General features: G+C 58.6%; 20 protein-coding genes and 2 pseudogenes. 9 read left to right on the plus strand and 13 right to left on the minus strand.

The window, feature by feature from the left end; translation table 11 throughout:
- From LKG04_RS02205 to LKG04_RS02215, 3 genes and pseudogenes are all read right to left on the minus strand, one after another.
- Positions 1–485 (minus strand): annotated as a pseudogene (locus LKG04_RS02205) (hypothetical protein); the annotation flags it as partial.
- The gene (locus tag LKG04_RS02210; protein ID WP_291759557.1) at positions 485–1,384 is read right to left on the minus strand and encodes an alpha/beta fold hydrolase; all 900 of its coding nucleotides are present in this window, start codon (positions 1,382–1,384) and stop codon (positions 485–487) included. The gene LKG04_RS02210 and the pseudogene LKG04_RS02205, both read right to left, overlap by 1 nt.
- Before the next feature lie 172 nt (positions 1,385–1,556).
- Positions 1,557–2,183: an NUDIX hydrolase family protein gene (locus LKG04_RS02215; RefSeq protein WP_291759560.1), complete on the minus strand. Its 627-nt coding sequence runs from the start codon at positions 2,181–2,183 to the stop codon at positions 1,557–1,559.
- Between the two features lie 300 nt (positions 2,184–2,483).
- On the opposite strand from LKG04_RS02215, the gene trxA reads away from it, so the two are divergent.
- The 3 genes from trxA (at position 2,484) to LKG04_RS02230 (ending at position 5,100) form a co-directional block, all read left to right on the plus strand.
- Positions 2,484–2,858, plus strand: a complete 375-nt coding sequence (gene trxA, locus LKG04_RS02220) for a thioredoxin (RefSeq protein WP_291759563.1) — start codon at positions 2,484–2,486, stop codon at positions 2,856–2,858.
- Positions 2,859–3,237: 379 nt separating this feature from the next.
- Positions 3,238–4,263 carry a G5 domain-containing protein gene (locus LKG04_RS02225; RefSeq protein ID WP_291759566.1) on the plus strand — a complete coding sequence of 342 codons (1,026 nt, stop codon included), beginning with the start codon at positions 3,238–3,240 and terminating at the stop codon, positions 4,261–4,263.
- 138 nt (positions 4,264–4,401) lie between these two features.
- Complete coding sequence (locus LKG04_RS02230) at positions 4,402–5,100, plus strand: SDR family NAD(P)-dependent oxidoreductase (RefSeq protein ID WP_291759569.1); 699 nt, start codon at positions 4,402–4,404, stop codon at positions 5,098–5,100.
- A gap of 251 nt (positions 5,101–5,351) precedes the next feature.
- On the opposite strand, the gene LKG04_RS02235 is transcribed toward LKG04_RS02230, so the two are convergent.
- The 6 genes and pseudogenes from LKG04_RS02235 to LKG04_RS02260 all read right to left on the minus strand — a co-directional run.
- Positions 5,352–6,542, minus strand: coding sequence for a glycoside hydrolase family 1 protein (locus LKG04_RS02235; RefSeq protein ID WP_291759572.1), 1,191 nt, complete (start codon positions 6,540–6,542; stop codon positions 5,352–5,354).
- 14 nt (positions 6,543–6,556) lie between these two features.
- Positions 6,557–7,438, minus strand: a complete 882-nt coding sequence (locus tag LKG04_RS02240) for a carbohydrate ABC transporter permease (RefSeq protein WP_291759575.1) — start codon at positions 7,436–7,438, stop codon at positions 6,557–6,559.
- A gap of 14 nt (positions 7,439–7,452) precedes the next feature.
- Complete coding sequence (locus LKG04_RS02245; protein ID WP_291759578.1) at positions 7,453–8,370, minus strand: carbohydrate ABC transporter permease; 918 nt, start codon at positions 8,368–8,370, stop codon at positions 7,453–7,455.
- A 5-nt stretch (positions 8,371–8,375) separates the two neighbouring features.
- Positions 8,376–9,653 (minus strand): extracellular solute-binding protein, encoded by a 1,278-nt coding sequence (locus LKG04_RS02250; RefSeq protein WP_291759581.1) that lies wholly within the window; start codon positions 9,651–9,653, stop codon positions 8,376–8,378.
- Positions 9,654–9,900: 247 nt separating this feature from the next.
- A complete protein-coding gene (locus LKG04_RS02255; protein ID WP_291763212.1) occupies positions 9,901–10,671 on the minus strand; it encodes a LacI family DNA-binding transcriptional regulator in 771 nt (256 codons plus the stop codon).
- 183 nt (positions 10,672–10,854) lie between these two features.
- Positions 10,855–11,004: pseudogene (locus LKG04_RS02260) on the minus strand (LacI family DNA-binding transcriptional regulator); the annotation flags it as partial.
- 298 nt (positions 11,005–11,302) lie between these two features.
- Here LKG04_RS02260 and LKG04_RS02265 point away from each other — a divergent pair.
- The 6 genes from LKG04_RS02265 (at position 11,303) to LKG04_RS02290 (ending at position 19,765) form a co-directional block, all read left to right on the plus strand.
- Positions 11,303–12,034 carry an MIP/aquaporin family protein gene (locus LKG04_RS02265; protein ID WP_291759588.1) on the plus strand — a complete coding sequence of 244 codons (732 nt, stop codon included), beginning with the start codon at positions 11,303–11,305 and terminating at the stop codon, positions 12,032–12,034.
- 587 nt (positions 12,035–12,621) lie between these two features.
- Positions 12,622–13,173 carry an ECF transporter S component gene (locus LKG04_RS02270; RefSeq protein WP_291759591.1) on the plus strand — a complete coding sequence of 184 codons (552 nt, stop codon included), beginning with the start codon at positions 12,622–12,624 and terminating at the stop codon, positions 13,171–13,173.
- 113 nt (positions 13,174–13,286) lie between these two features.
- Positions 13,287–15,299, plus strand: a complete 2,013-nt coding sequence (locus LKG04_RS02275; protein ID WP_291759593.1) for an ABC transporter ATP-binding protein — start codon at positions 13,287–13,289, stop codon at positions 15,297–15,299.
- Entirely contained in the window at positions 15,296–16,075 is a 780-nt protein-coding gene (locus LKG04_RS02280) for an energy-coupling factor transporter transmembrane component T family protein (RefSeq protein WP_291759596.1), read from the plus strand. Before LKG04_RS02275 ends, LKG04_RS02280 begins: the two co-directional genes overlap by 4 nt.
- A 745-nt stretch (positions 16,076–16,820) precedes the next feature.
- Positions 16,821–17,996 carry a pyridoxal-phosphate-dependent aminotransferase family protein gene (locus LKG04_RS02285; protein ID WP_291759599.1) on the plus strand — a complete coding sequence of 392 codons (1,176 nt, stop codon included), beginning with the start codon at positions 16,821–16,823 and terminating at the stop codon, positions 17,994–17,996.
- A gap of 482 nt (positions 17,997–18,478) precedes the next feature.
- The gene (locus LKG04_RS02290; RefSeq protein ID WP_291763203.1) at positions 18,479–19,765 is read left to right on the plus strand and encodes a hypothetical protein; all 1,287 of its coding nucleotides are present in this window, start codon (positions 18,479–18,481) and stop codon (positions 19,763–19,765) included.
- A 46-nt stretch (positions 19,766–19,811) separates the two neighbouring features.
- Here LKG04_RS02290 and LKG04_RS02295 read toward each other — a convergent pair whose 3' ends face one another.
- The 4 genes from LKG04_RS02295 to LKG04_RS02310 form a co-directional block, all read right to left on the minus strand.
- Positions 19,812–21,236, minus strand: coding sequence for a hypothetical protein (locus LKG04_RS02295; RefSeq protein ID WP_291759602.1), 1,425 nt, complete (start codon positions 21,234–21,236; stop codon positions 19,812–19,814).
- Positions 21,237–21,431: 195 nt separating this feature from the next.
- On the minus strand, positions 21,432–22,850 hold the full coding sequence (locus tag LKG04_RS02300) for a polysaccharide biosynthesis tyrosine autokinase (RefSeq protein WP_291759606.1): 1,419 nt from the start codon (positions 22,848–22,850) through the stop codon (positions 21,432–21,434).
- Between the two features lie 297 nt (positions 22,851–23,147).
- Positions 23,148–24,263 carry a LacI family DNA-binding transcriptional regulator gene (locus LKG04_RS02305; protein WP_291759906.1) on the minus strand — a complete coding sequence of 372 codons (1,116 nt, stop codon included), beginning with the start codon at positions 24,261–24,263 and terminating at the stop codon, positions 23,148–23,150.
- A gap of 236 nt (positions 24,264–24,499) precedes the next feature.
- Positions 24,500–25,264 carry a ribonuclease HII gene (locus LKG04_RS02310; RefSeq protein WP_291759909.1) on the minus strand — a complete coding sequence of 255 codons (765 nt, stop codon included), beginning with the start codon at positions 25,262–25,264 and terminating at the stop codon, positions 24,500–24,502.
- Between the last annotated feature and the right edge of the window lie 12 nt (positions 25,265–25,276).

Below are 25,276 nucleotides of genomic sequence, written 5' to 3' on the forward strand. Positions count from 1 at the left end.
TGCGAACCATCGAACATTCGCGTCAGGTCAAGGGCGATGACATGCCGCCGGTTATCGGCGAAACGGTCTACGACATTGTCCGCACCGCCGTCGCGCCCGACGTCGCCGGCACCATCGGCGCCGTCGGTGTTCGCAGCCCTGGGCCGCGCGGCTGCACGTCCTGCATCGGCGTGGCCGTAGGCGCCGAGATAGAGCGCAATGACTTCAGGGTAGTCGCCCAGCTCCGCGCCTACGTAGCGCCCCGGCAATTCGGCGAGCCGCATGTGCGCGTTCTCGTAATCCCCTAAGACTTTTTGCCCGCGCGGAACCGCTACTTTCCCGCCGCGCACCAGCATGACCGAAGTCGATTGCGCCTCCGGTCCGCCCAGCAGCGTCTCGATGAGTCCGGGCTCGCCCCTCCGCCCGGTATCATAATCGGTGTCGCCCTGGGCCAACGGCAGGAACGGAAGCGCCTGGGTGAGCGCCAACGCAGAAAACGCCGCCATCAATCCTTCACCACCGTATTTTCTACTGCCGCATGCTCTACCGCAGGATTTTCCACGACGCGTTGCATGAGATCGACCAGCGCCCGCGCCACAGCGGCCGGTTGCTCGACCGCGCTGAAATGCCCGCAATCCTCGATTGTTGTAGCAGCCACTGCAGTGCCTGTCATCAAAGGCACGAAATCGCGCATGGCAGGAAGCGAAGGATCCAGCGCCCCGCACACCACAGCCGATGGGACCGTGATCGTCGCGAGCTGATCTGTAAAGTCGGGCCTGCCCGCCGCCATGCGTTGCCGCCAGGCGATGCCTGCCGGGCTCTGCCCGTGGATCCACCGGGTGAAGAGTTCGACGCATTGCTGCGATCGCTTGAATCTTGAATCCCCCGGCTGGGGCAGCGCGAAATGCATCACCGGTTCGACGCTGTGCCTCTCCTCGCACAGCGTGGCGATCCTGAGCCGATTCGCGCGGGCTTCGGGCGCGTCTTGACCGGGCTGCGTGTCGCACAGCGCAAGTCCAGCCAGCATATCCGGATGGCGCTTGACGATATCCATCGCCACATAGCCGCCCATTGACAGGCCGACGAACACGGCCTTTTCGAATCCGGCGCGGCGCACCAAATCGACATAGGCATCCGTCATGCGATCAAGGGCCTGCGGGTATGAGCCGTCAGCTTCGACCGTCCCGCTCTGCGCGGCGCCAGGTATCGGGGTGTCTCCGGCACCAGGCATTTCAGGAGCCCAGATCGTGAATCGAGGCAGTCCCCGCTCGTCGGCAAGCCGCCCGATCAATGGCGCGCAATCGTCCCACATGCGGTGGTCGACCGGGAAAGCATGCACCAGCACGAGCGGTGCGGCATCGCCTGTTCCGGTGCGGTAGACGGTGTTTTTCAATGTCATTGTCATATTGTTCAAAACCTCCTGGCATTCTTCCATTCGTTCTTTTCACACGCTATTGCCGCATGGCGCCGTTGCAGCTATTGCGACGCATGATCACAGCTCATCGTCTTGCGTTGCGTTTGAGCGAAACGCCTCAGCAAACACCGCGTCCCCCAGCTCCCCCGACCCACATGCCGGCTCATGCTCCGGCCCAAGCCAAAGCCTTGCGCACGATGTCGCCCTGCCCGTTGGGCATCTGTTCGATGCACCCTTGTATCTGATTTCCCTCGGGGTCGCACCATTCCACATCGAGCGTCTCGTCCTGCGGCTTGCAGTCGCCGGGGATGGGAACGACATAGCACAGCGCGATCGCATGCTGGCGCGGGTCGTAATACGGCGACACGCCCGGGGTGGGAAAGAATTCGGCCACGGTGAAGGGCTGCAGGCCAACTGGCAGATCAGGGATGGCGATATCGCCGAGGTCCTTGGCAATATTGCGCGCAATCGCTTCACGTAGCGTCTCATGGAACAGCACGCGCCCTGCGATCAACGTGCGCTCGACGGAGCCGTCCTCTCCCACATGCAGCAGCGAGCCGACCCGCGTCACCCGGCCCAGGTCGTCGGTGCGCACAGGGACGATCTGCACGTAGACGATGGGAATCTGGCGGCGGATTCGGTCGATGTCCTCGCGGGAAAGCCATCCGGGCGGATTCGCGTGCGCTGACCCGCGCACGAAATCCTCGGGCGTGATGCCGTCGAACGCCCCTCGGCGCCGGTTCGCATCGAAGTCATCGTCATCAGGCACTTCATCATTCAGGACTTGCATGACTCCTATTATCGCCCGGGATTATCACCGTCGCATCAGCGAATTCTGTGGGAATTGTGGATATCTCACTGCGCTGCCTGCGCATCGCATGGATGAGGCAACTGCACATGACACAGGCCGCAACGCTTGAGGCCTGTAACGAAACGCCACCGGGAGCGGCGAATCCTGGATGCAGCGCATTGCTGCTATTCCCCGCGACCCCGCTTTTCGCCTAAGAGCTTATCCCAGGCGGGTTTGTTGAGTGGTGCTGGAATGCTGGAAGCGTAAATGGCGCGACAGATATATGGAAAGGAGCCAATAATGGCAACTACAGCTCTCACCGCACAGAACTTTGAACAAACGCTCACCGGCAACGAACTGGTCCTCGTGGATTTCTGGGCCACGTGGTGCGGCCCGTGCAAGGCGTTCGGACCGGTGTACGAGAAGGCGAGCGAGGCCAATCCGGACATAGTCTTCGCCAAGGTCGACATCGATCAGAATCAGGAGCTCGCCTCTGCGGCCGATATCAAGGCCGTGCCGACCCTGATGATCGCCAAGAAGGGACAGATCATCTTCAAGCAGGCGGGCGCACTACGCTCCTCCGACCTCGATGACCTTATCTCGCAAGCGAAGGGCCTCGACCTGGACGCCGCCAATGCGAAGAAGCAGGACGAATCCCCGAGCCTGAAAGCCTGACTTCGGCCATGTCCCACGGTGGCATGGTTCGCGAGTCATAGTTCGACGCCATCGGTGTTGTCCCTATACGGCTATGCCGCGGTTCGATAGCCCGACACCAAGATGCGGCGGAGCCGCGGAAAAATCCGGCTCCGTCGCATCTTGCCATGTCTGCCCCGGCGCGGATTCCACATTGACGCAGCTCGTGCCGTGGCCTGCAGAACAGGCAGTGCAGACACAGCGAATTGTGAAGACTTCCACACCACTTTATATAGTAGTGGGCTATGCGCATACCCACTGGTTACCGCGAGCAGCGGTTCGGCCGAGATCGGCGGTTCCAAGGAGCACGAATTGCACCGCTCAGGCGTGCCGCTGGATTATTGGTTGAACAAGGAGCATAATGGCCAACCACCGCAAGGAAGTGCCCACGCTGAGATCACTGAGCAAACGGCAGTGGACGAAAATCGCAGCGTTTCTCGTTGCCGTAGGCTTGCTTTCCGGTGCGGGTGTCGCCTCGCGCAGCTTCTATGCGGCGGAGCATCAGACTTCGCATGTCACCGCATATTCCGCCACCGACGCCAACGCGCAAGAGGTGTCCCGCGGCTCCTTCCGCGAACCGCTGCGTGGCGCCAACGCCAACACCGTCTATGTCACGGTGAAGGTGAACGGCCAATCCCGCGTCGTGCTCGGCGATAATTTCACCGATGTTAAATCCGTGCTCGACACGGGCGATATCACCCTCGAACCGAATGACACCGTCTCCCCCGCGCTGAACACGAAAGTCACCGAATCCACCGTGATCACCATCAGTCGCGCGGGCGCGCGGCTGGAGACCTCGCAGTCTCCCATCGACTTCAACATCGTGAAGAAGGAGACCTCCGCACTGCTGCGGGGACAGCAGAAGGTCGAGACCGAAGGCAAGGCCGGCGTGATGGAGACCACGAGCATCGTCACCCGGGCCGGCGGCAAGGTCGTTGACTCGAATGTCTTCGCTTCCTTCGTCAAATCCGCACCGGTCGACAAGGTCATCCTCATCGGCACCGGCACGAGTTCCAGTGGTTCCGGATCGGCCTCGGCCGGCGGGGCGGCGCGTGCCGCGGCTGCCAGCATCGGCACCACCGTTCCCGCAGGCGCGATGCAGCAGTGGGCGCATGACTACATGCTCTCCAACGGTTATTCGGAAGCCGATTTCAGCGCCACGGTCTTCATTATTTCGCATGAATCCGGCTGGCGCGTCAACGCCATGAACCCATCCGGCGCCTACGGCCTGCCTCAGGCGCTGCCAGGCAGCAAGATGGGCAGTATGGGCGCCGACTGGGCAACGAACTATCAGACGCAGCTCCGGTGGTTCTGGCAGTATTGCGCAGGCCGCTACGGCTCTGTCCAGGGCGCCTACCAGTACTGGCTTTCGCACCACAATTACTGATCGGCCCGGCCTGCGGCTGGCGCCGGTGATGCGACGCCCTGCCTCAGCAGCATCACCCTGGGCCGGGGGATGTGCTTTGCGCCTATGCTGGCTCGGAAAATGACCGTATCGGAATGGCATCTCAGGAAAGGCAGCACCATGGCGAACGGAATCGCAATCGTGACCGGATGCGCGGCAGGGCTGGGCTACGAACTCACGCGCCAGCTGATCGACAAAGGCTGGCTGGTGTGCGGCGTAGATTTCAATGCAACCGCCATGCGCAAACTCGCCGATGAATCCGATGCCGCGCATTTCCGCGCATTCGTCGGAGACATCACCGACGAATGCTTCGCACAGCGAACGTTAGCGCAGATCAGCAGACTCGGCCATGTGGATCTGCTGATCAACAACGCCGGCCAGCCATCGTTCAAGAAGCCGACCGGGTATACGGCCGACGACGTGGCTCGCTGTCTCAAGGGCCTCACCGGCATGATCCTGTGGTGCGTGCAGACGCTCAAGGCCTGCGGCGAACAAGATCTCAAGATCGCGAATGTGATGAGCACCGCCGCCACGCGCGGCAATGCGAACGAATCCGTATATTGCGCCGCCAAATGGGGCGAACGCGGCTACACGGAAAGCCTCAAGGCAGCATACAAGGGTAGCAGCGTCAGCATAGTCGGCGTCTATCCTGGCGGCATCGACACTGACTTCTACCGCGACAGCCACGATTACGTGTCGCCCGGAAAACAGCACTCGTTCATGCGCGCCGACGAGCTCGCCTCCATCATCCTGGCCAACCTCGTCAACGATCTCAATCTCACCGTCTCCGACATCCGCATCGACCGCAACCCGAGGTGATGCGCTTGCCGCCAAAAACGCAGCGGCTCTGGAATGGGTGTGTACAGTGGCACCATGCGCGTCCGTGCGCTCAGCCGCAGGGATGAATAGCCGACGGCTGGCGTGAGCCTGATATTCATCCGTTGGCGTTACCTACGGCATGCCGCCAACCGTTCGATGCAGCGATAATCTTCGCGCCTGCCAACGATATGGTCCGCCAGCACCCCGCCAGTGCGCTGCGTTCCGGTGGCGTGCTGGCGGCCATGATCAGTTCATCGATACGGATGCGAAACCGTATGAGTACGAGAAACATCTCCCAACCAGCCCAATGAAGGCTTCGGCCGGCGTTCGAATGTCTCCTTGTCCCAACCGACCAAACCGAATGTGGGTTTGAACGAACCCCACTCGTAGTTGTCGAGCAGGGACCAATGCGTGTAGCCGAGCACGGCGATGCCATCCTTCATGGCTTCATGCACGCCGGCGAGCGCGTCAAAGGTATAGTCGATGCGGCGTCGATCATCGTTCGTGGCGAGGCCGTTCTCGGTGATGAAGATCGGCGTATGCCCGGCTGTCTCCCATGTATGCCGCACTGCGATGCCGAGCGCAGGCGGGAAATACTCCCAGCCGGTCAGGGTGCGCTCCACTGCGTCGGCTATCGGCACTGGGCCGTTCTTGCCGACAAAGGTGCGCAGATACGCCTGGACGCCGATGAAATCGTCGCCCGACCCCTCCTTGGTGAAATAGTCCTCGCGCGGATACTGATATTCTTCCATCTCCCTTTCGCAGCCCGGCACAGCGTGAAAAGCCTGGCAGGCGATGGTCCAGCCGACCTTGGATCCGGGCAGCTGCTCCTTGATAATGCCGCGGGCCATGTGATGAGCCGATACCAGCGCCTTGGAGATTACCGGATCAGGCGCCGGCAGAGAGGCCGCAATGAAATCGGTGCCCTGCGTGCCGCCTTGCGTGAGCGCGACCATATTCGGCTCGTTGATGGTGCATATCCATGTCACATCATCCAGAATCTGCAGCACGTAACGCACATAGCGTTCGAACTTCTCGAGTGCGTCCGGCCTGTCCCAACCGCCTTTCGCGGCGAACCAGAGCGGCATGCTGAAATGGTACAACGTCACCATGGGCTCGACTCCGCATTCGCGGCAGGTGTCGATCATCCGTCGGTAGTGCAGCAGCTGCGCTTTGGAGAAGCACCCTTCCGCCGGCTCGATACGTGCCCATTCAATGCCGAATCGATACATTGCCAGCCCGCTTTCGGCGAGCAGTTTGATGTCTTCGTCATACCGGTTGTAACTGTCGCAGGAGTCCCCGGAAGGTTCGCTGACGTCAGTGCGGGGCGAATGCTCGCGCGCCCACCAGTCGCTGGCGACATTGTTGCCTTCGACCTGATGCGGAGCCGTAGCGGCTCCCCAGATGAAATTCTCAGGAAAATCGAAAACAGGGGAAGTCATATGATTCCTTTCAATTATTTAATGCCCGTCATCGTTACTCCCTGAATGAAGTAGCGCTGCAGGAAGATGAACAACAGCAGGATAGGCGTGATCACAAGAACCGCCCCGGCAAGCAGCACACTGTAGTTCGTCGCGTTCTGACCGGTGGAGTACAGCGAAAGGGCTACTGGAAGCGTATACATCTCCTCGGTCTGTGCCGAGACCAACGGCCAGAGGAAGTTATTCCAGCTGGACAGGAACGTCAGAATAGACAGCGTCGCCAACGGCGGGCCGCATTGCGGCATCACGACTTGGAAGAAGATGCGCAACTCCCCCGCGCCATCCACCCGCGCAGCCTCCATCAAGGCATCGGGAATGCCTGCTATGAATTGCCTCATCAGGAACACTCCTATAGGTTGGCATAGGAACGGGAGGATCAGCGCCGCATAGGTGTTGGCCAGATGCATGTTCGAGATGATGACGAACAGAGGCACAAAGGTGGCGACGCTTGGCACCATCAATGTGACCATGACTGCGCCAAACAGAATGTTCTTGCCCGCGAAATTCATTTTGGCCAAGGCATAGCCGACCATTGAACAGAACACCATATTCCCCAACACGGTGATAACGGCTACGACCAAGCTATTGGTGAAATATGATCCGAAATGCAGCTGCGTGAACCATCGCGCAAAGTTGGCAAGCGTCGCATGCTCAGGCAAAAGCCTCGGAGGCCTGGCGAGAATCTCACCCTGCGTTTTCAACGATCCCAAAGCCATCCACAGGAACGGGAATATCCATGCGACTGCGATTATCGACAATACGATGTACGACAATCCGCGGCCTTTCATAAACCGGCGCCGTAGCCGCAGCCTGTTCTCCGGCACCTGCACAGGAATAGGTGGCCTTGTTGCACTCATAATATCTCTCCCTTTCAGCGCTCAGACCGAAGGATACGGAACTGCACCATGCTCACTACGGCAATGATGACAAAGAGCACCCAGCTGGCGGCAGATGCGATGCCATACTGACCGAATCCGAATTTCTGGTACACGTAATATGCAGCGGACAGCGTAGAATCCAGCGGTCCGCCTTGGGTCATTACGAAGGATTCCTCGAAGAACTGAAGATAAGCGACCGAAAGCAGCACCGCCCCCAGCAACAAGGTCGGCTTAAGCAGCGGCAAGGTAATAGAACGAAAGGTTCGCCACCGGCTCGCACCATCGATTGCGGCAGCTTCCGTAAGCTCTTCAGGGACAGCCTGTAGGCCTGCAAGGAAAATGATCATCAGCGTGCCCATATTGCGCCAGATCGTCATGATCATCAGTGCCGGCAACGCATATCTTGTGTCATGAAGCCAGTCGGGCCCGGTGACGCCCACGAGCGCCAACAGCGAATTCAGTAGACCGTCGCCCTGCAGAATGTAGCGCCACACCACCGAAACGGCGACCACGCTGGCAACGACCGGTGCATAGAACAACGCGCGGAAGAATGCGTTGAGATGCTGCGCCCCCTTGTTGAGCGCCACCGCGAAGGCCAAGGCGATCACCATGGTAATCGGCAGGCCGATGAGTACGAAGACGCCCGTGACGCTCAGCGAATGCATGAAACGTGGATCGCTGAACAGCGCCGCATATTGTTTCAGCGCGACAAAATTCACATTGAATGGCGTACGCAGATCACGAGATGTGATGTCGGTGAACGACATTGCCGTAGAAGAGATGAGAGGGATCAGCATGAACACGCAGAAGATAATAACGAAAGGCAGCGCGAATCCCCATGCCAGCACAGTCTGGCGACGGCGAAGGGCGCTGCCTGTGCCCTTCGCCTTGCTTGATGCACGTCTGAACATCGTGCCTACTTCCCCGTGCCGATCGAATCAGCCTCGGTTTGTAGTTTTTTTAGACCGTCATTGACACTGAGCTGGCCTTTGTGTATCTGCTCCATGATCTGATCCCCGGCTGCCGATACCTGCGCCCAAGTGGAAACCGAGGGAGGAGACATCGTGCTTTTCAACTGCTCACCATATGCCTTGAGCTTCTCATCACCACTGAGTGTTTTCGATGACCATGCCTGCTGTGACGAGGGAAGAACCGATGCCTGCTCAAACCAATCAATCTGGGTATTCGGCTCTGTCATCCAGCGGATGAATTTCCATGCTGCCTGCTTGTTCTTTGATTCCGTGGGAACGACGAAATCAGCGCCTCCCACAAATGATGTCGAACTGGTTCCCTTGGGAATCATTGCTGTCGCATAGGGCACGTCTGCGCCTTGTTCTGCGATCTGGCTGATCGCAGTAGGACCGCCAGTCATGATTGGTGTCTCCCCAGATACAAACTGGGCAATTGGAAGGCCTGGCGTCGCATCAAGTGTCGTGCTGGTAATGCCATCTTTGAAGAAAGCATCGATGTATGCTGTTGCTTTTTTCATTTCAGGTGTATCAAGCGTCCAATTGTCGTCTGCCGCGTCCATTAATTTGACACCCTGAGAGTAATATGCCCACAATGTCCCTTGCCAGGTATCCGCCCCGGAGGATGCAATAAACAAGCCGTTTTTTACTCCATCGACCTTTTTCGTGTCGGTAGCCATCTGCTTGAGCTCATCCAATGTTCGCGGAGCCTTCGTCCAGCCTGCTTTCGCTGCGATATCAGTCCGGTAATACAGCACATGGCTATCCACATACCAAGGTACGCCGAACTGGACGCCATCAACTTTTCCGGCAGCGAGCGGCCCTTCCGAGAAGTCGGTCAGATCGAAATTCTCAGGCACCCTCGAAAAGGAATTCGAAAAGTCAGCCATCCATGTCGTGCCCATTTGGATAACATCAGGCACCGTTCCTGCAGCGATCGCGGTTTGAATTTTATCGTGTGCCGAAGCCCAGGGAATGGCCGTGACCTTGAGTTTCACATCCGGATTCTCTTGCTCGAATCCTTTGACGAAACCGCCAAGCTGGTCGCCCTCGTTGCCCATCGCCCACACAGTGAGGTCTCCGGTTGCCTTGCCTGAATCCATAGTTATCATCTCGTCTGCGCTGGCGCTGGAGCCACTATTGGTGCGGCCACAACCAGCAACCCCAGCAAGCATTGCCACACTGGCCACAAGAGCCAGCGTCGTCTTCGATATTGAATGCCTCATGTCGTTCCTCCTTGAACTCCATTACAAACTAACCGCTTAGATGTCCTTCTATTTAAGCGCTTAGATCCATATTTGTCAACTCCTGCTCAACACGCCGTCGCAACCGTTCTACCCCATTGCCCGACAACCCTTTACAGGAGCCGCCGCCAACCGATCATTTCCTGGTTCTGCATCCACATGCCTTCAGCCAAAGGCACTTTCCCAGTTTCCCGCATGACCTGACGATTATTCCTGTTCGTTTGCTGAGCTACTGACACCCACAACTTCCCCGCACGACCATCCGCACCGGAAAGACGAAATTCACCGGATTCTCCCACGGCCGACCGGAGCGCTCATCGAGCAGCCGAGCAGCCATACGTCCCATGGCCTCCATGGGTTGGCGAACCGTTGTCAGGCCAGGAGACAACAGACCACCGGCGAGAACACCGTCAAATCCGGTCACGACAATGTTTCGCGGCACATCGACGCCGGCATCATGCAGAACCTGAATGACATCGAAAGCCGTCTGATCATTTGTGCAGACCAATGCCTGAGGCAACCGACCCTCGTCAATTGCCCTGCACAATGCCACGAAATGCTCTTCGCAAATTGCGTCACTCTCGTCCAAAGGCTGCTGAGGCACGGGCAATCCTCGGTACCTCAGTCTGCCCTGCATTGCGGCAAACCGCGAACGCATATCATAGTTGTCGTTTTTGCCGATAAACGCGATGTTCCATAATCCATGCACATCAACGAGATGGTCAATCAGCTGGTTCATACCGGATACATTGTCACATGCGATATAAGCTGCCGGATCGCCAGCTCGACCTTCACTTAGCCTTACGATCGGAATGCTGCGGCACAGCGAAGACAAAGACGGATCGTCGGCGAACTGACCCGGAAACACCGCGAGGCCATCCACCCTGCCCGCAATATCTGTGATACCGGCTCCGTCGTTCGCGGCGGAAGCGGAGCCCAGCAGCACATTGCGACCACGATGCCAGCATTCGAGTTCGAATCCGCGCTGCACCTCATCCACGTACAACGGGTAAGCCAAGACATCAGGCCCGTCATGATTATCGGCATCGGCCTGCCCAACGTCGGAAATGACCGCATCGTCTTCATCGCCTAACGGGCGCTCGATAAGCATGTCGAAAGAATATAAGCCGAAAACGCCAGTGCGCCCACGAGCCAGCCCTCGGGCGTTGGCGCTGGGCACATAATTGAGTCCCTCCGCAGCTCGCAGCACTTTCTCACGCGTTGCCGGCTTGACTTTGTCTGGATGATGGAAAGTAAACGAAACCGTGGCAGTGGACACCCCCGCCTGCTCCGCCACGTCATACACCGTCGCTCTTCGCATGGTTACAACCATAGTGGAGCCAGGGAACGGCCCAGATCGCTGACGTATCGTCAGGCACCGTCAAGAATGTCATCTGTTCAATGCAACAATTGCGATTCCTATTGCGTTGGTAAAACAGCATCAACGAAAAACACTTCACGAGCGGAGCACACGCTACCAATGACAAAAGTCAGCCCTCAGCGTAAACTCTCATACGGTTTCGTTCGCTCTATGGCAACGCACACCACCAACCATCATCGGGTCTGCAGCGGGCGACTTGCAGCCGTGGACCCGCCGTCGCGCATGCGCCAAGCGAACGAAGAGGACATCCGTGGAATACGCTCTATCAACCAAATTGGCCGCAGAATTCATCGGGACGATGCTCCTGATGGTCTTCGGCAACGGCTCCGTCGCCAATGTGGAGCTGAGCAAAACCAAGGGTCACCACGCCGGCTGGCTCAACATTGCGATGGGCTACGGCTTCGGCGTGATGTTTCCAGTGCTCATGTTCGGCGGCATCTCCGGGGCACATATCAATCCTGCGATGACGCTCGCGCAGGCGGCTAACGGCATGTTCCCCTGGGGCGAGGCGCTCCCCTATATTGTGGCACAATTGCTCGGCGCGCTGGCCGGCCAACTCATCGTCTACGTGACCTATCTGCCGCATTACGGCTCTACCACCGAGCCCGAGGCGATCCTCGCCACCTTCTGCACCACCGATGCGGAAGACAACCGCTTCAACTACTTCATCAACGAGTTCTTCGGCACGTTTATCCTCGTGCTCGGCGCCCTGTGTACGCTCTCCGACCCATGGGGCGCCAAGAATCTCGGCGCCGCGTCCATCGTCGTCGGCTTCATCGTATGGGGGCTGGTGACTTCCATGGGCGGCCCCACCGGGCCGGGACTGAACCCCGCCCGCGACCTGATGCCTCGCATTCTGCACGCTGTCCTGCCCATCGAACACAAAGGTTCCTCACGCTGGAGCGAGGCATGGATTCCGGTTGTGGCACCTATAGTAGGCGCGATCGTAGGAGCGTGGCTGTTCAAGCTGCTCTTTGCCTAGACCGGCCTCAACTGTGGTGACTGCTTGCTCGTCAGCCGTCACCACAATCAACTACATTTTGCGCTGCAGGACACATATAACCCCCGAGCCTCGGCCATAACTGCGTTGTATGTGGCGTTAATCATGCCTTGCGGAGGTCTATCGGCGTTATGTGAGGCGTTCAAATCCATAAGAGCCAAGTAGCGAGGTCTGAAAATGGCGGTTTTGCCTGCGTGATACTCGACTCTGCAATAAGTAACGCCTCACACAACGCTGATAGACCTCCGCAACAGCCTGATAACGCCTCACACAACGCAAATACACCATTTTCGCCCCCAAGTTGAGCCGTTCATAAGCAGACCGTATTCCACGTTCCGCCCAGCTGCGGAAACTGAGCTGCAGAATTCCCGAGTGCATAATCAGTCTCAACGATTCGCGACCGCGCGAGAGGGATCGCGAGCAGACAACTGCTCTCGTATATACGCTAAACCAATTAACGGCAGCGTTCCTTCGATGAAACTACAATCCACTACAGTAGGTCAGGCTTCACAGTTGTGCGCCACATTGCATTATGGCCATTGTGAGCATCCGATGAAAGGTCGATAACTATGGCAAGGAAACGCATTCTCACTGCGAGCACTATTCCCCTGGTCGCCGTCATGACAGCCATCACTACTGTGCTTACTTTTGCGGTCCGCATCCCGTCCGCTCCCACGCGCGGCTACTTCAATCTTTCGGATGCCATGATCTACTTCTCGTCGTTGGCCTTCGGCCCATGGATTGGCGGTGTGATCGGCGGACTCGGGCCGGCGCTCTCCGACCTCATTTCCGGCTACCCGCAGTGGGCGGCTTTCACCTTCGTGATCGATGGCGGGCAGGCAGTACTCATGGGAGTGCTCGTAAAGAAGTTCAAGCCTGCATATCTCATTTTCGGCTCCGTGATCTCGGCGGTGTGGAAGGTCATCGGTTACTTGGTCGCGGGCAGCTTCCTCTCCGGCTGGGGCCCGGCACTCACTGAGGTGCCGGGCAACTGTGTTCAAGCCGCGTGCGGTCTGGTGGTCGGCATTGCGCTCTTCACCGCCATCCGCAAAGCATATCCTCCGCTGGTGCGCATCGGCAATCTCGGCTACGAGGTGTCGCTGCCCAGGAATGGCAAGTAGCGAATGACAGGCAGCAGGTTGAGGGCATACCGGGTCCCGGAACGTAGTCCGGAAAGGCGGTACCCAGCTTCATGCCGCAACCTGCACCGCATCCAGAACATGACCACGACCATATGACAAATATCATCGAGGTACATGGCCTAGACTGGCACTACATGCCGATCACAGCCGACGGCCAGCCGATACTGGCATTGAACCATATCTCATTGGATGTGCGGCAGGGCGAATTCCTCGCTATCACCGGGCCGACGGGCGCAGGCAAAAGCACGCTGTGCCTCGCGTTGACCGGGCTCATCCCCAATTCCGTTGACGGCATCATGAACGGCCAAGTGCTGATCAACGCTCAGGATACGAGCCGCGTTGCCGTAGCAGATATCGCCCGCCATGTCGGTTATGTGCAGCAGGAACCACGCGAGCAGCTCTTTAGCATCACCGTCGAGGATGATCTTGCGTTCCCGATGGAAAACATGGGGATGCCTTACGATCAGATGGATCGCCGTATTGACGAGGCGCTGAGCCTCGTGTCTATGAGCGAGTTTCGCAAACGCAAGCCAACGGCACTGTCTGGCGGCCAGATGCAACGCGTGGCGATCGCCGCCGCACTGGTGAACGAGCCGGATGTGCTGATTCTCGACGAGCCCACTGCGGCACTTGACTCAGCAGGTGAGGCGGAAGTGTTCGCTGCGCTCGAAACGATACGGGACGAGCGCCCGATCACCATCGTCATTGCCGAACAAAAAACCGATCGGCTCGCACAATGTGCCGATCGAGTCATCGTTATGGATGAAGGCCGGATCATCGAACAGGGCGGTCGTGCCTTGTTCGCTGACGAACCGGAGCTATTCCTCAGCCACGGCATCGACCTTCCCGAGGCGTGCGAGATCGCATGGAAGCTCAACGAAACTGCACACCGGTCTGGCACTGCAGACGGTTGCCATCCTTATCGTTTCGCCACGGCTCATGAGGCACTGCGGACACTGGGCAATGGCCGGCTTACGGCATTCGGCGGGCAGCCCTTCGAACCCCACGCTACCGCCCCGTTGCACACGCGATCACTCCCAACGTCACTGTCTATGCGACCCGGGCCGATGCCGACCGGGTCTATGCCGCCCAGGCTGCCCCGGCCACTTACACCGACACGATCTGCCCAGGCACTGCGGCCAGAGCAGCACAAGCTGCCGAATCGGGAGGGACAACCAGAGCAGGCAGTCAACACAAACCGGCAGCATCCGTCACACCGAAATTCTACAGGCCGGCAGCTTTCCTCGGGCATCACCATCTCCCATCTGTGCTACAGCTATGGCCAATCCCTCGCCCTCAACGATGTCAACATGGAGATCACCGGCGGCATGTTCCTTGCGCTGCTCGGCCGCAACGGCTCGGGCAAAACGACGCTTGCCAAACATCTCAACGGATTGCTGACGCCTGCGTCAGGCACGGTAACTGTTGACGGACTCAATACCGGCAAGCACCCGATTGGAGCACTCGCCCGACATGTAGGCATGGTTTTCCAGAATCCGGACGATCAGATCTTCTGTAGCAGTGTGCACGACGAAATCGCGTTCGGCCCCAGGTCAATTGGCTATGACGACAAACAGGTGCATCGATTGACCGATAACGCCATGTGCCAGTTCGGCTTGCAAAGTCTTCGCGATGCGCCGCCGGCGACGCTGGGATATGGCGAGCGCAAAAAAGTGGCTATCGCGTCTGTGCTCGCCATGAACTCGGGAATAATCGTGCTCGACGAACCGACTGCGGGACTTGACCGCAGACTGGCCGATCAGCTGCTGGCCATTTTAGCTGATCTCAATGCGCAAGGCGTCACCGTCATCATTGTTTCGCACGACATACGCGCCGTGGCCCGCACCTGCTCGCACGCAGCGGTACTTGACTCCGGGCACTTGTTGGAGTTCGGCACCACGCGCGAAATCCTCACCGATACGGCACTGCTGTCGAAAGCGGGCTGTGCCATACCCTTCGCCGTGCAGGCATCGCTTGCTCTGGATGGTGAGGCGCTAGTCGCCAAACCGTATGAGGCCGCGCTGACGCCAGACGAATTCGCCATGCGTTTCGTGCCCGCAGCATCCAACCAATCCTTGCCCAATCATCCCGGAGCACCGCGATGACCGCCGATCTCTATGTTCCCGCTGATGGCTGGCTGCATCGGGCCGATCCGCGCGTCAAATTCGCGCTGACTGTGCTGCTGCTCGGCCTGACGCTTGCCCTGCGCCAAACCAGCGTGATCCTGATGGCACTACTGATCGAGCACGTACTGCTGATGACCTCCAAGATCCCGTTGCGCAATATGCTGCGGATATGGAAGATGCTGCTGCCACTGATCGTAATGATCGTCGTCATGTGGCCGCTCTTCGACCACACAGGTGCGGATATGCTATTCGGATTTGGCCCCGTTATACTCACCAAACAGAATCTGGTCATGGCGGCGGTCATGGGGCTGCGTGTGCCTGCGCTTGCTTTTGCCTGCTTCGTGCTGCTGTTCACCACCGATCAGGCAATGCTCGTGCGTGGACTCGTGGCGCTGGGCGTGCCCTATCGGATCGGGCTGACGATCTCCACCAGCCTGCGCTACATACCCGAATTCTTCGTCATGTTCTCCACTATTTCGCAAGCCCAGCAGGCCCGCGGCCTTAATCTCACGACGGGCAAGGCCAAACTCAGCCGACGAGTGCGCGCCTACATCCCCGTTATCATCGCCGTTCTGATTCAGGGCTTCACCATAGGTGAGAACGTGGGCCGAGCCATGGAGTCGCGCGGTCTCGGCATGCAGGGCGTGCGACGCAGCTACTACCGCCAGTTGCGCATGCGGCCCTCCGATTGGGCGATTCTCGCTGCAGGCATGCTATGCGCAGCGGCAGTCGCTGTGCTGGCGATAGTCGCATAATGTGATGTTGGCCTATGCAATTCCCGGCTTTCCGCATGCATTATCGGTTTCGCTGCTTACGAGGATTCCTCGTATGGCCTGCCCGTACTCTCTGTGCTTGTCCTTAACTAAGCACTTTTCGACGCTCAACTGATGAAATAAGGACTCCGAGCCACCTCCGCGCATGCCGGATCGGCTTCATTCCAACAATTCGATGAGTGGCGTTTCAGATGATACTTCGTATACATGCTGAATAGACGAAAAAAGTGCTGAATAGATGGGAATTCGACCGTATGCAGGCACGAATGGGCTTATCTGAAATACGTCTGACGATATTGCAGGTTGCCGAACGTCTATTCAGCACTTTTTTCGTCTATTCAGCACTTAGCGCAGTAGCCACTAATGCCAGCACAGAACATTTGGCGGAATACCGCCATTTTTGGAAACCTTCTCAGAGTCACTCTAGAGATATAGGCGCATGATTTGTGCAAATGTGCTTAATAGATTTCAAACAGTGAGTGCGCTCGCCGCCGAGAGCCAATCCACAGCCACAATGATGCATACGGATGCAAGTCATACGCTAGCTAGCCTAATGAAATCTCAAGCGGTCGCCACACTAATCGCAACAACCCTGCTGGCTGCATCAACCATGGCGATGTTCGGCAAAGGATAAGGTGCGCGATACATTCGTGAGCAGACGAGCAGAGGAACAGACGACTCGGAACAGACATCGGTCACAGACCCGACACCATGGCAGGAGCAAGAAATGACGCAACAATTTGATGACAGCATACCCGAGCTCACGATGGCTTCCGGACCGACCACCATCTATCCGCAGGTGCTCGCCGCGATGTCAAAACCGATCATGCACCACCATGATCCGCATTTCACAGTTCTAATGCACGGGGTGACCACCAAGCTCGCGCAGGTGTTCAAGACCTCCGGCACAGTGCTGCCCATCGCCGGCGAGTCGATCATCGGATTGGAGATGGCCGCGTACAATCTCGTGCAGCCGGGCGAGGTATGCATCAACATCGTAACCGGCGTATACGGGGCCGGCTACAGCCGGGTGCTGAAGGCCTACGGCGCGCACGTGATCGAGGTCAGGGCGGCGTACAACAGTTCGGTGACGATGGATATGGTGCTCGAGGCGATGGACAGCAACCCACAAGCCAGGATCATCGCCATGGTCCACTCCGAGACCCCGTCCGCCAGCGAGAATCCGATCAAGGAGATCTGCATGGAGGCGCGCAGGCGTGGAATGCTCAGCATCGTGGACTCTGTCTCAGGCATTGGCGGCAGCAATGTCGAAACGGATGCTTGGGGCATCGACATCTGCGTGACCGGCAGCCAGAAATGCCTTTCCTGCTCGGCCGGCATGTCGTTGGTTTCCGTGAGCAACCGAGCTTGGAGCACGATTATGGCCTGCCCTCGATACGACGGGTCATATCTGTCGTTCAAACCGTGGCGGCGCAAGTGGCTTGAGCACAGCGTACTGCCCTATACCGCGCCCATCAGCCTGGTGTACGGTTTGGATGCCGCATTGGATATCATCCTCGATGCGGGTGTCGATGAGACGATAGCGCGGCATGCCGCTGCGGCGAAAGGCATGCGCGCGGCAGTCCTCGCTTCCGGGCTGGAGCTTTGGGTCGACAGCGAAGCCCATGCCGCCCATAGCGTCACCGCCATAACAATCCCACAAGGCATAACAGACAGGGAACTTCGCGCCACGCTGCGTGAGAGTTACGGCCTGTGTGTGTCAGGAGGCTTGGGCCCCATGGACGGCAAGCTCATCCGTATCGGTCATATGGGCGCGACTGCCACCCGCCAACGCACGATCACCGCCTTCGGTGCCTTGGCTTGCGCACTGGCCGATCTTGGCCACCCAATCGATGCCAGCGCCGGGCTGGATGCGCTGCGCAAGGTGTGGAGCAGCCGTTGACCGTACATTTCTCCGATCTCGACCTCTTGCTTGAGAGACAGGCCAGCCGGAACCTGGCTCAGCTGTTACATTGGGCCCGGTTTACCGCCAGGCGGTAGAGTGGTCAAGAACGCACCCCGCGCTCAACATCGATTCGTGCAGCATCGATTCATCGATTGAGCCGCTCTTCGTTTCGCTCATCGTTGATTGCTTGCCCATCCGCACCCACGGATCCGCATGGTCAGGCAACATCAAAGGTGGACTGACCGGGAAAGGAACCCAGAATAGTGAATGATTTTGTGTCAAGACGTTTGTTGCTAGCCCGCATGGCACCACAGCACAGGTCTTCTTCTCCTGCACAGCATGGCTCTTCGACACAGTCGACATCATTCATACAACCCATGGCGTCGCCGGTGAATGCATCTCATGCACCGCACGATCCGCCTGCTATGACTGGGCTTCCGCTCCCTAGTTCACACGACTTCGGCAGTGCGGCACAAAGCATGGCGGCGCGCCCCATCGCACGGGATCCGTCGGACATACTGTTCTATATCGCGCTGGCCCTGCTTCCTGTGGATGGCACCCTGCTGGGCTACCCGCTGCCATATTGGACTCCGCTCGCCCCATGGTTCTTTCTGGCCTACGCGCTGTCGAACTGGCGGTATCTGCGATTGACTCTGCGCATCTACCTGCCGTTCTTCCTGTTCCCCGTGTTGCTAGCGGCGATGTCGGTTTATGGCTGGCAGACGATAGCCGTACACGGCAATGCGATCGCGCTGTCATTTATCTCTCTGCTGCTCGGCCTCGCCTGCCTGGCATCGCTTGACATCGCGTTCGCACGCAAGCATCTGCAAATCCGGGCGGCGCTCACGGTCGTCATATGCGCCTACTGGTTCGCCTTCGCTGTGGGAGTCGCTCAATTCATCGCGCTCAAACTGCAATCGGATACGAGCCTGCACTATTTTGCGGCCATGATGTATCGCCGATACATCCGGGTCAGGCCGCAGTTCCTCTTCGCCGAACCGTCATATATAGGCATGCATCTCTTCGGCATTTTGCTACCGCTCTTCTGGCTGACGCGCGACAGACGCTTCGCCGTGCTGATTCCGGTTTTCGCGGCTGCCGCGATCGCTATGGGCTCCGGCACTCGCATCATCATCGACTCGGCCGTAGCACTATTTTTATGGATGCTCAGCGCGGTGAACTTCCGTAATCGCAAAGCCACTTGGGGCTTCCTCGCCGGGTCCTGTGCCATTGCAGCCGGCGGACTGTCCGCTGTCATTCTCGAACCGCGTCTCAACGCCTTGGCGACGCACGGTCTGCTGGCCGGCGACGGTTCGATGTCGGCCAGGATCTTCCATATGCTTGCGCCGATGTGGTCGTGGAAACACGATATTCGCCATTTCGTTTTTGGCTGGGGCTCGGGCAATATCTCCAACGCCGTGCGTGACGGCTACACAGGCGCGCGTCGCTGGTTCGATTCGCACGGCGGAGTGCCGAACCAAGAGATCGACGGCCTGGCGAATCCCCCGTCCGACACATTCACGATGAGTGCCTATTCCAGCTTCATCACCGAATTCGGCATCCTCATGTTCGCGCTGCTGGTCGTCATGATCCTCATTCACATAAGCCGGCACCGTGCATGGAACCGTATGACGGTGTGCTGGCTCACGCTGACCGCCTACCTGTACATCCAGTTCGAGTCATATGCCTTCTACGCCATCTGGCTGCTTATTTTTACGGCGGCGTTCAGCACCTATCGAAAAGAAAAGGGGCCGTCAGAAAAATAGGAGTAATGTCTAGGTAAAATATGAACACTAAATTCAGCACTGGCACTCAGGGCTCAGTATTAGGAGGTTCAGTTGAAGGCGTTTCAGTAGGTTTAGGAGGATCAGTAGGTTTAGGAGGATCAGTAGGATCAGGCGTATCAGTGGACCCAGTTGTTTCAGTAGGTTCAGGCTGGGACGTTTTAGTGGGAGCAGGCTTAACCGGCTTCGGACGTTGAACCTGCGCCTGAGCCTGCGCCTGCTGGCGTGCGGCGATCTGATTCTGCACCACGAGGTCGTTCATCGAAGCCTTGACGGCATCGCTCGCATTCTGCAAACCGGTCAGCGCATCCTGCACGGCGGCGGTTTCAGGCTTGTCCTGCGACAGCAGCCCGTTCGCTGTTTTCAGGGAGCTTTGGAGCGTGACACGCGTCGAATCATCCGCCACATTGTAGCGGCTGTTCTCAAACAAGGCTTGTGCATCAGCGGTCGCCGACTTCAGATGCGCGAAGATCGCAGCGGCATCAGCAGCGTCTTTAACCGATTTGCTTGCCGTTACGGCCTTTGCGGCCGAGGTGACGTTATCCGTACTCGTGTTAAGCATCGCCGTGAGCCGCTTCGCATCTGTGGCACTTGCCCGCAGTTCAGTTGCCGACATCGCGGCCGGGCAGCCTGCCGCGACGCCTATGCGATTCGCCGCAGACACGGCGTCGCGCAGCTTGGTGACCGTTGCCATATCTGCGACCTGAGCCGATGGGATGTTTTGCATCATTTTCGTGTTGCGCAATACGGTGTTCATTGCGGCATTGGCCTTCGCATACGCGCCTGTGGCCGCGGTACAGGCGCTCATGGCCTGTCGATAATCGGCGGTGTCCCGGTGTTGCCTCCATATGAGGCGACCGCCGATGGTCATGGCAATGATGATAGCCAGCACAATCGTGGAGACGACTATCTGCCTGACGCGCGAGCGGGGTGCCAGATCGGGATCATCACTATGCCTGCCAGGTTTGGCAGCCAATGCTTCGGACGATCCGCTGATGATGGAGTCGAAGTCGAAATCTTCCAACGCGAATTGTTCTGTTGCAGCTTGGGCGGTGCGATTCGAACCCGTGGGGAATAACGGCAGGCCTCCTGACGGCAACGGCTTGGAGGATGCCGTCTGGCGCTTGGCCTGGATTTTCTCACGCCTTGCGATTGTTTCGGTCGAGGGGATGTCGATCACGGGTATGTCCCAGAACGTGTCGACGATATCATTGCCTGCCAGCGGAGGGCTTGGTATCGAATCGATCAGCTGGTGCGCATCTGCGGAAACCGAAGCATCTGCAGCGGCCGGGGCTTCGAGAATAGCGGTCGGCGCAGCGGAAGAGCCGCCAGCAGGAGCGGCGAAGACGAACGACGCGCCGTCCCCTGCCGTAGCTTTTGGCTCGACCGCCTGCCCGGAATCCACGGGAAAGTCGAACTGCAGCCCCGCGCCCCGGTCGTCGCCGTGACTCATATAGCCTTCAGCCCCTCTCGCTCCCGAATGTTGCACTCATGCGCAGTGCACATTGTACGTGTCTGACATTGCTGCCGTCGAACCGGCATGTGCAGGTTATGCCGCTACGCACGACCATCCAAACCTCGCATGACGACTCGCGCGAATCCTGCCGATACCCCTGTATCGTAGCGCGAACGGTGTAACGCCAGTGTCTCAGTGCCGCTTGTTCTTGTCCCTGGACTTCGTTTTGCCGTCCTTATGGGAATTATCGTCCTCGTAATAGTAGTAGTTCTTCGAATGGATCTTCTTCGGATCGGCCAAGTTGAAGACGTACCCAAGCACCGGGACCTCCGCGGTGCCAAGCGATTGCACAGTGGCCTCGAGCTCCTTCTTCTCAGCCACGCCCTTGCCGATCACCATCACGACGCCATCGGCCAAACGCCCGAAGACCGCGGCATCCGTAGACACTGACATCGGAGCCGTGTCAAGAATCACGTAATCATACTGCTGCAACGCCTGCACGACCATCTCGTGCATGACCTGCGAATTGAGCAAGATGCTTGCATTGCCAGGGCGCCGGCCCGCAGGGAGCACATGAAAGTTCGGCTTCCAGTACTTCTGAACGATTTCGCGCGGAGTCGCCTGTCCGGAAAGAATATGGGATAAGCCGACATGTCCCTCGATTCCCAGCGACTTCGCCACCGAGGGATGACGCAGGTCGGCATCGATCAGCAGCACAGTCTTGCCGTCCTCGGCGATAGCGGCAGCCGTATTGACCGAAATCGTGGTCTTGCCTTCGGAGGGTTCGGTGGATGTGATAACAAGCAAGTGCCCACGGTCGTGCACATCCGGGTTCAGAAACGCGATATTAGTGCGGATCCTGCGGAATTCCTCAGCCTCGCGACTGCTGGGATTGCCAACGACTGCCGGGCGGGTGTCGTCGAAGACGTCGGACCTCGGCACGGTGCCAAGCGATGCGGAATGAGTGAGCTCCTTGACTTCATCGGTGTCATCCACTTTGGTGTTGATCATATCTTTGAGCAGCGCGGCACCAATCGCGGCAATGACGCCAAGAATAACCCCCGCAGCGAGGTACAGCACGGTCTTGGGCGAACTGGGAGACTCCGGCGGCACCGCCTTCTGCACGACCGACAGCTGAATCGGCGATTTGCTCGCACCATCGGTATATAGCGCCGAGGAGATTTGTTCGGACAGATTGTTCGCGACGCTGTTGGCGATGTCGGCTGACTGCGTCGCACCTCCTGCCTCCACCGACACATCCACCATGAACGTATTGCTCGGGTTGGTGGCGGTGACCATGTCAGCCAGCTGAGAGACCTTCATATTCAGATTCAGGTCGCTGATCACCGGTTGCAGCACTGCCTGCGTCTTGATCAGCTGCGGGTAGGTTTTGATCTGCGTGGATAGATATGAAGCGCCCGAGCTCATCTCCGACGAATTCTGCGGTGAATCCGCCTGCCCGGTATAAGTGGCGAACAGCTCGGCCGTCGCCGTGTACTTTGTCGGTGACATGAATGTGAATGCAGCAACCGCAGCGAATACAACGCAAAACGTCACAATCACTGTGGCGATACGCTTGCGGATGATCTGCACAAGGTCGACGATGGTCAACGCAGTCCCTTACTCTTTAAAACGTTTAATCGCCATTACGTTACCATTAACAGTGGATCGGCGATGTCTTGGAATGGAATTTCATTGCGCACCTTCAGATCGTCGTCATTCGGACTATCCCAGAATGAACTGCGTCGTCGCTTCGCTGCAGTCCGTGCCGCAGCGCGCTGATCGCCCATAACAAATACAACGACCTTGTGCGGAACAAGCCAGTTCCCTTATGTGAGACAGGGCATGCGAGAGAATCGGCCGGTACCGGCCACGAGTAACCTCAACGCCCCCGAATTCCCGTAATTTTCAGAATACAGGCACGCGGCCCAGCGATGCCCGCTTGATGACCCGTGCCGGAATGAGGCCCACCCCATGAGCGGATGCGGCGAACGCGGTCTCCTCGCCCTCGCCAAGCAGCCGCAGCACTTCACGCATCGCGGCGGTTCCCATCTGTTCAAAATCGGGACGCACCGTCGTCAGCGGCGGGTACAGATCATTCATCGCCGGCATGTCGTCGAAACCAACCACGCTGATGTCTCGCGGGACGTTTAGCCGGTGCTCGTGCAAGGCGCGCACGACACCGACTGCCTGTGCATCGTTGGCGGTGACCACGACGGTCGGACGTCTCGAACCGCTCGAACCGAAGCGCTCGAGAATATGGTTCATGCGCCCGTACGCTTCCGAAGACTCCCATGATTCGCATTGCACCGTCTGCGAGACGATGGACAGCGCCTGCGCCGCCCGGCTCCACGCCAGCGCACGTGTAACTGCATCGCGCCAGTCCTGAGGGCCTGCAAAATACAACGCCGAACGGTGCCCATAACTCGCGACGAGCCGCGCAACCTCATGCATGGCGCTCCATTGGTCGATGCCCACAAGCGCGGTATGACGCCGATCGTCAGGTCGCTCCAACCGACCCGCCTCACGCATGCTCAGCTTCCCGTGGGTGGACGTAAGCATCACACGAGGCTGGTCGAAGCTGGTTCGGCATGCTGCCCGGAACATGACGTCGGTGGGAGTCAAAAGCACGAATGCGTCGACGTTCTGCTCGTCGAAGGTCTCGCATAGCCGCTCGAATTCCTCTTGCGTGCACGTTGCATCGTGCACTAGCGAGACCGAAAGGAACAACCCGTGCGAACGCGCCACCGATTCTATGGCGCTGATCGCCGAGATCGGGCCGTAGAATCGCAATCCCCCAGCGATCAGACCTATGGTATGCGAACGCTGCGAGGCGAGAGACCGGGCCGAGTTGCTGGGCCGGTAGCCGAGCTTGGTTATAGCCTCGCGCACCTTGGTGCGCGTGGTTTCAGAGACGTCGGGAGAATCGTTGACCACCCTTGAGACGGTCTGATGACTTACCCCCGCAAGTTTGGCCACTTCGAACATCGAAGGGCGTTTGGAACCGCTGCGATACCCGCGCATCCTTACCATCTCCCTGTCCCGTTGCCGTATCGTGAACAGCGGCCTTCAGACTTCGCGCAGCACGCCGCTATACCAGAGCCTACCGCGTGCGCAAACATCGCAGTGAACGCTCACAGCGAGACTGTGTGCCGCTGACTTGGCTTCTCAATCGACGTTCAGCGGACGACTATCTCCTTGAATGGTGTCCAGGACATAAACCCGCAGATATCCGCGAAGCATCCCGTCCAAGCCGGCCTTCACGCCAGATGCCACGTGCGCCGATGCAGGTCGGTCACGCCGTACTGCGCAATGGCCGCCCGATGAGCCGCAGACCCGTATCCCTTGTTGCTCACCCAATGGTAAGGCTGGTACAGGGGGTTGCCTTGGGCGATGCTGACCATCAGCCGGTCACGCGTCACCTTGGCCAGCACGGATGCGGCGGCTACGGTGGCGCACTGCTGATCGGCTTTGATCCTGGTGACCACGTGGGCCGGCACGGGCAAAGCCGGGGCGTCGAAAGTGTTGAGCGCCTTGGAAATATAGTCGTTCGGGCCATCGAGTATGGCGCCGACTCTCGGCTGCCCGAATCCGGCAGCGACAGTCGATTGCGCTGCTGCCTGCGCTGCCGATTGTGCAGCGGGTGTGTTCGGCATGCACGAATCATGATGCAACTCGAGCTGGCGCTCGACGTGATTCAGCGCGCGCAACGCCGCCACGCCCAGCGCATGGGAGATGCCCCACTCGTCGATTTCCTCATTGCTCGCCTGACCGACCGCGTCGGCCGCACACCACGCCCGCAGCGGTTCGAACAGCGTTTCGCGCATATGCGCGGTCAGCAGTTTCGAGTCGGCCAAATGCTGAGGGATTTCACGATCGGGCGCATCCTTGGCCCAGATCGCGGCGGCACCTACCATAACCGGTCCGGCCAGCGCACCGCGGCCTACCTCGTCGAAGCCGACGATAAGGTCGAAACCGTGAATGGCCAAGTCGCATTCGAGGTCAAGCGTCGGCCGCACGCGCACGGCTGCACCGCG

The organism is Bifidobacterium sp. (genome assembly GCF_022640935.1).
Classification (GTDB): Bacteria; Actinomycetota; Actinomycetes; order Actinomycetales; family Bifidobacteriaceae; genus Bifidobacterium.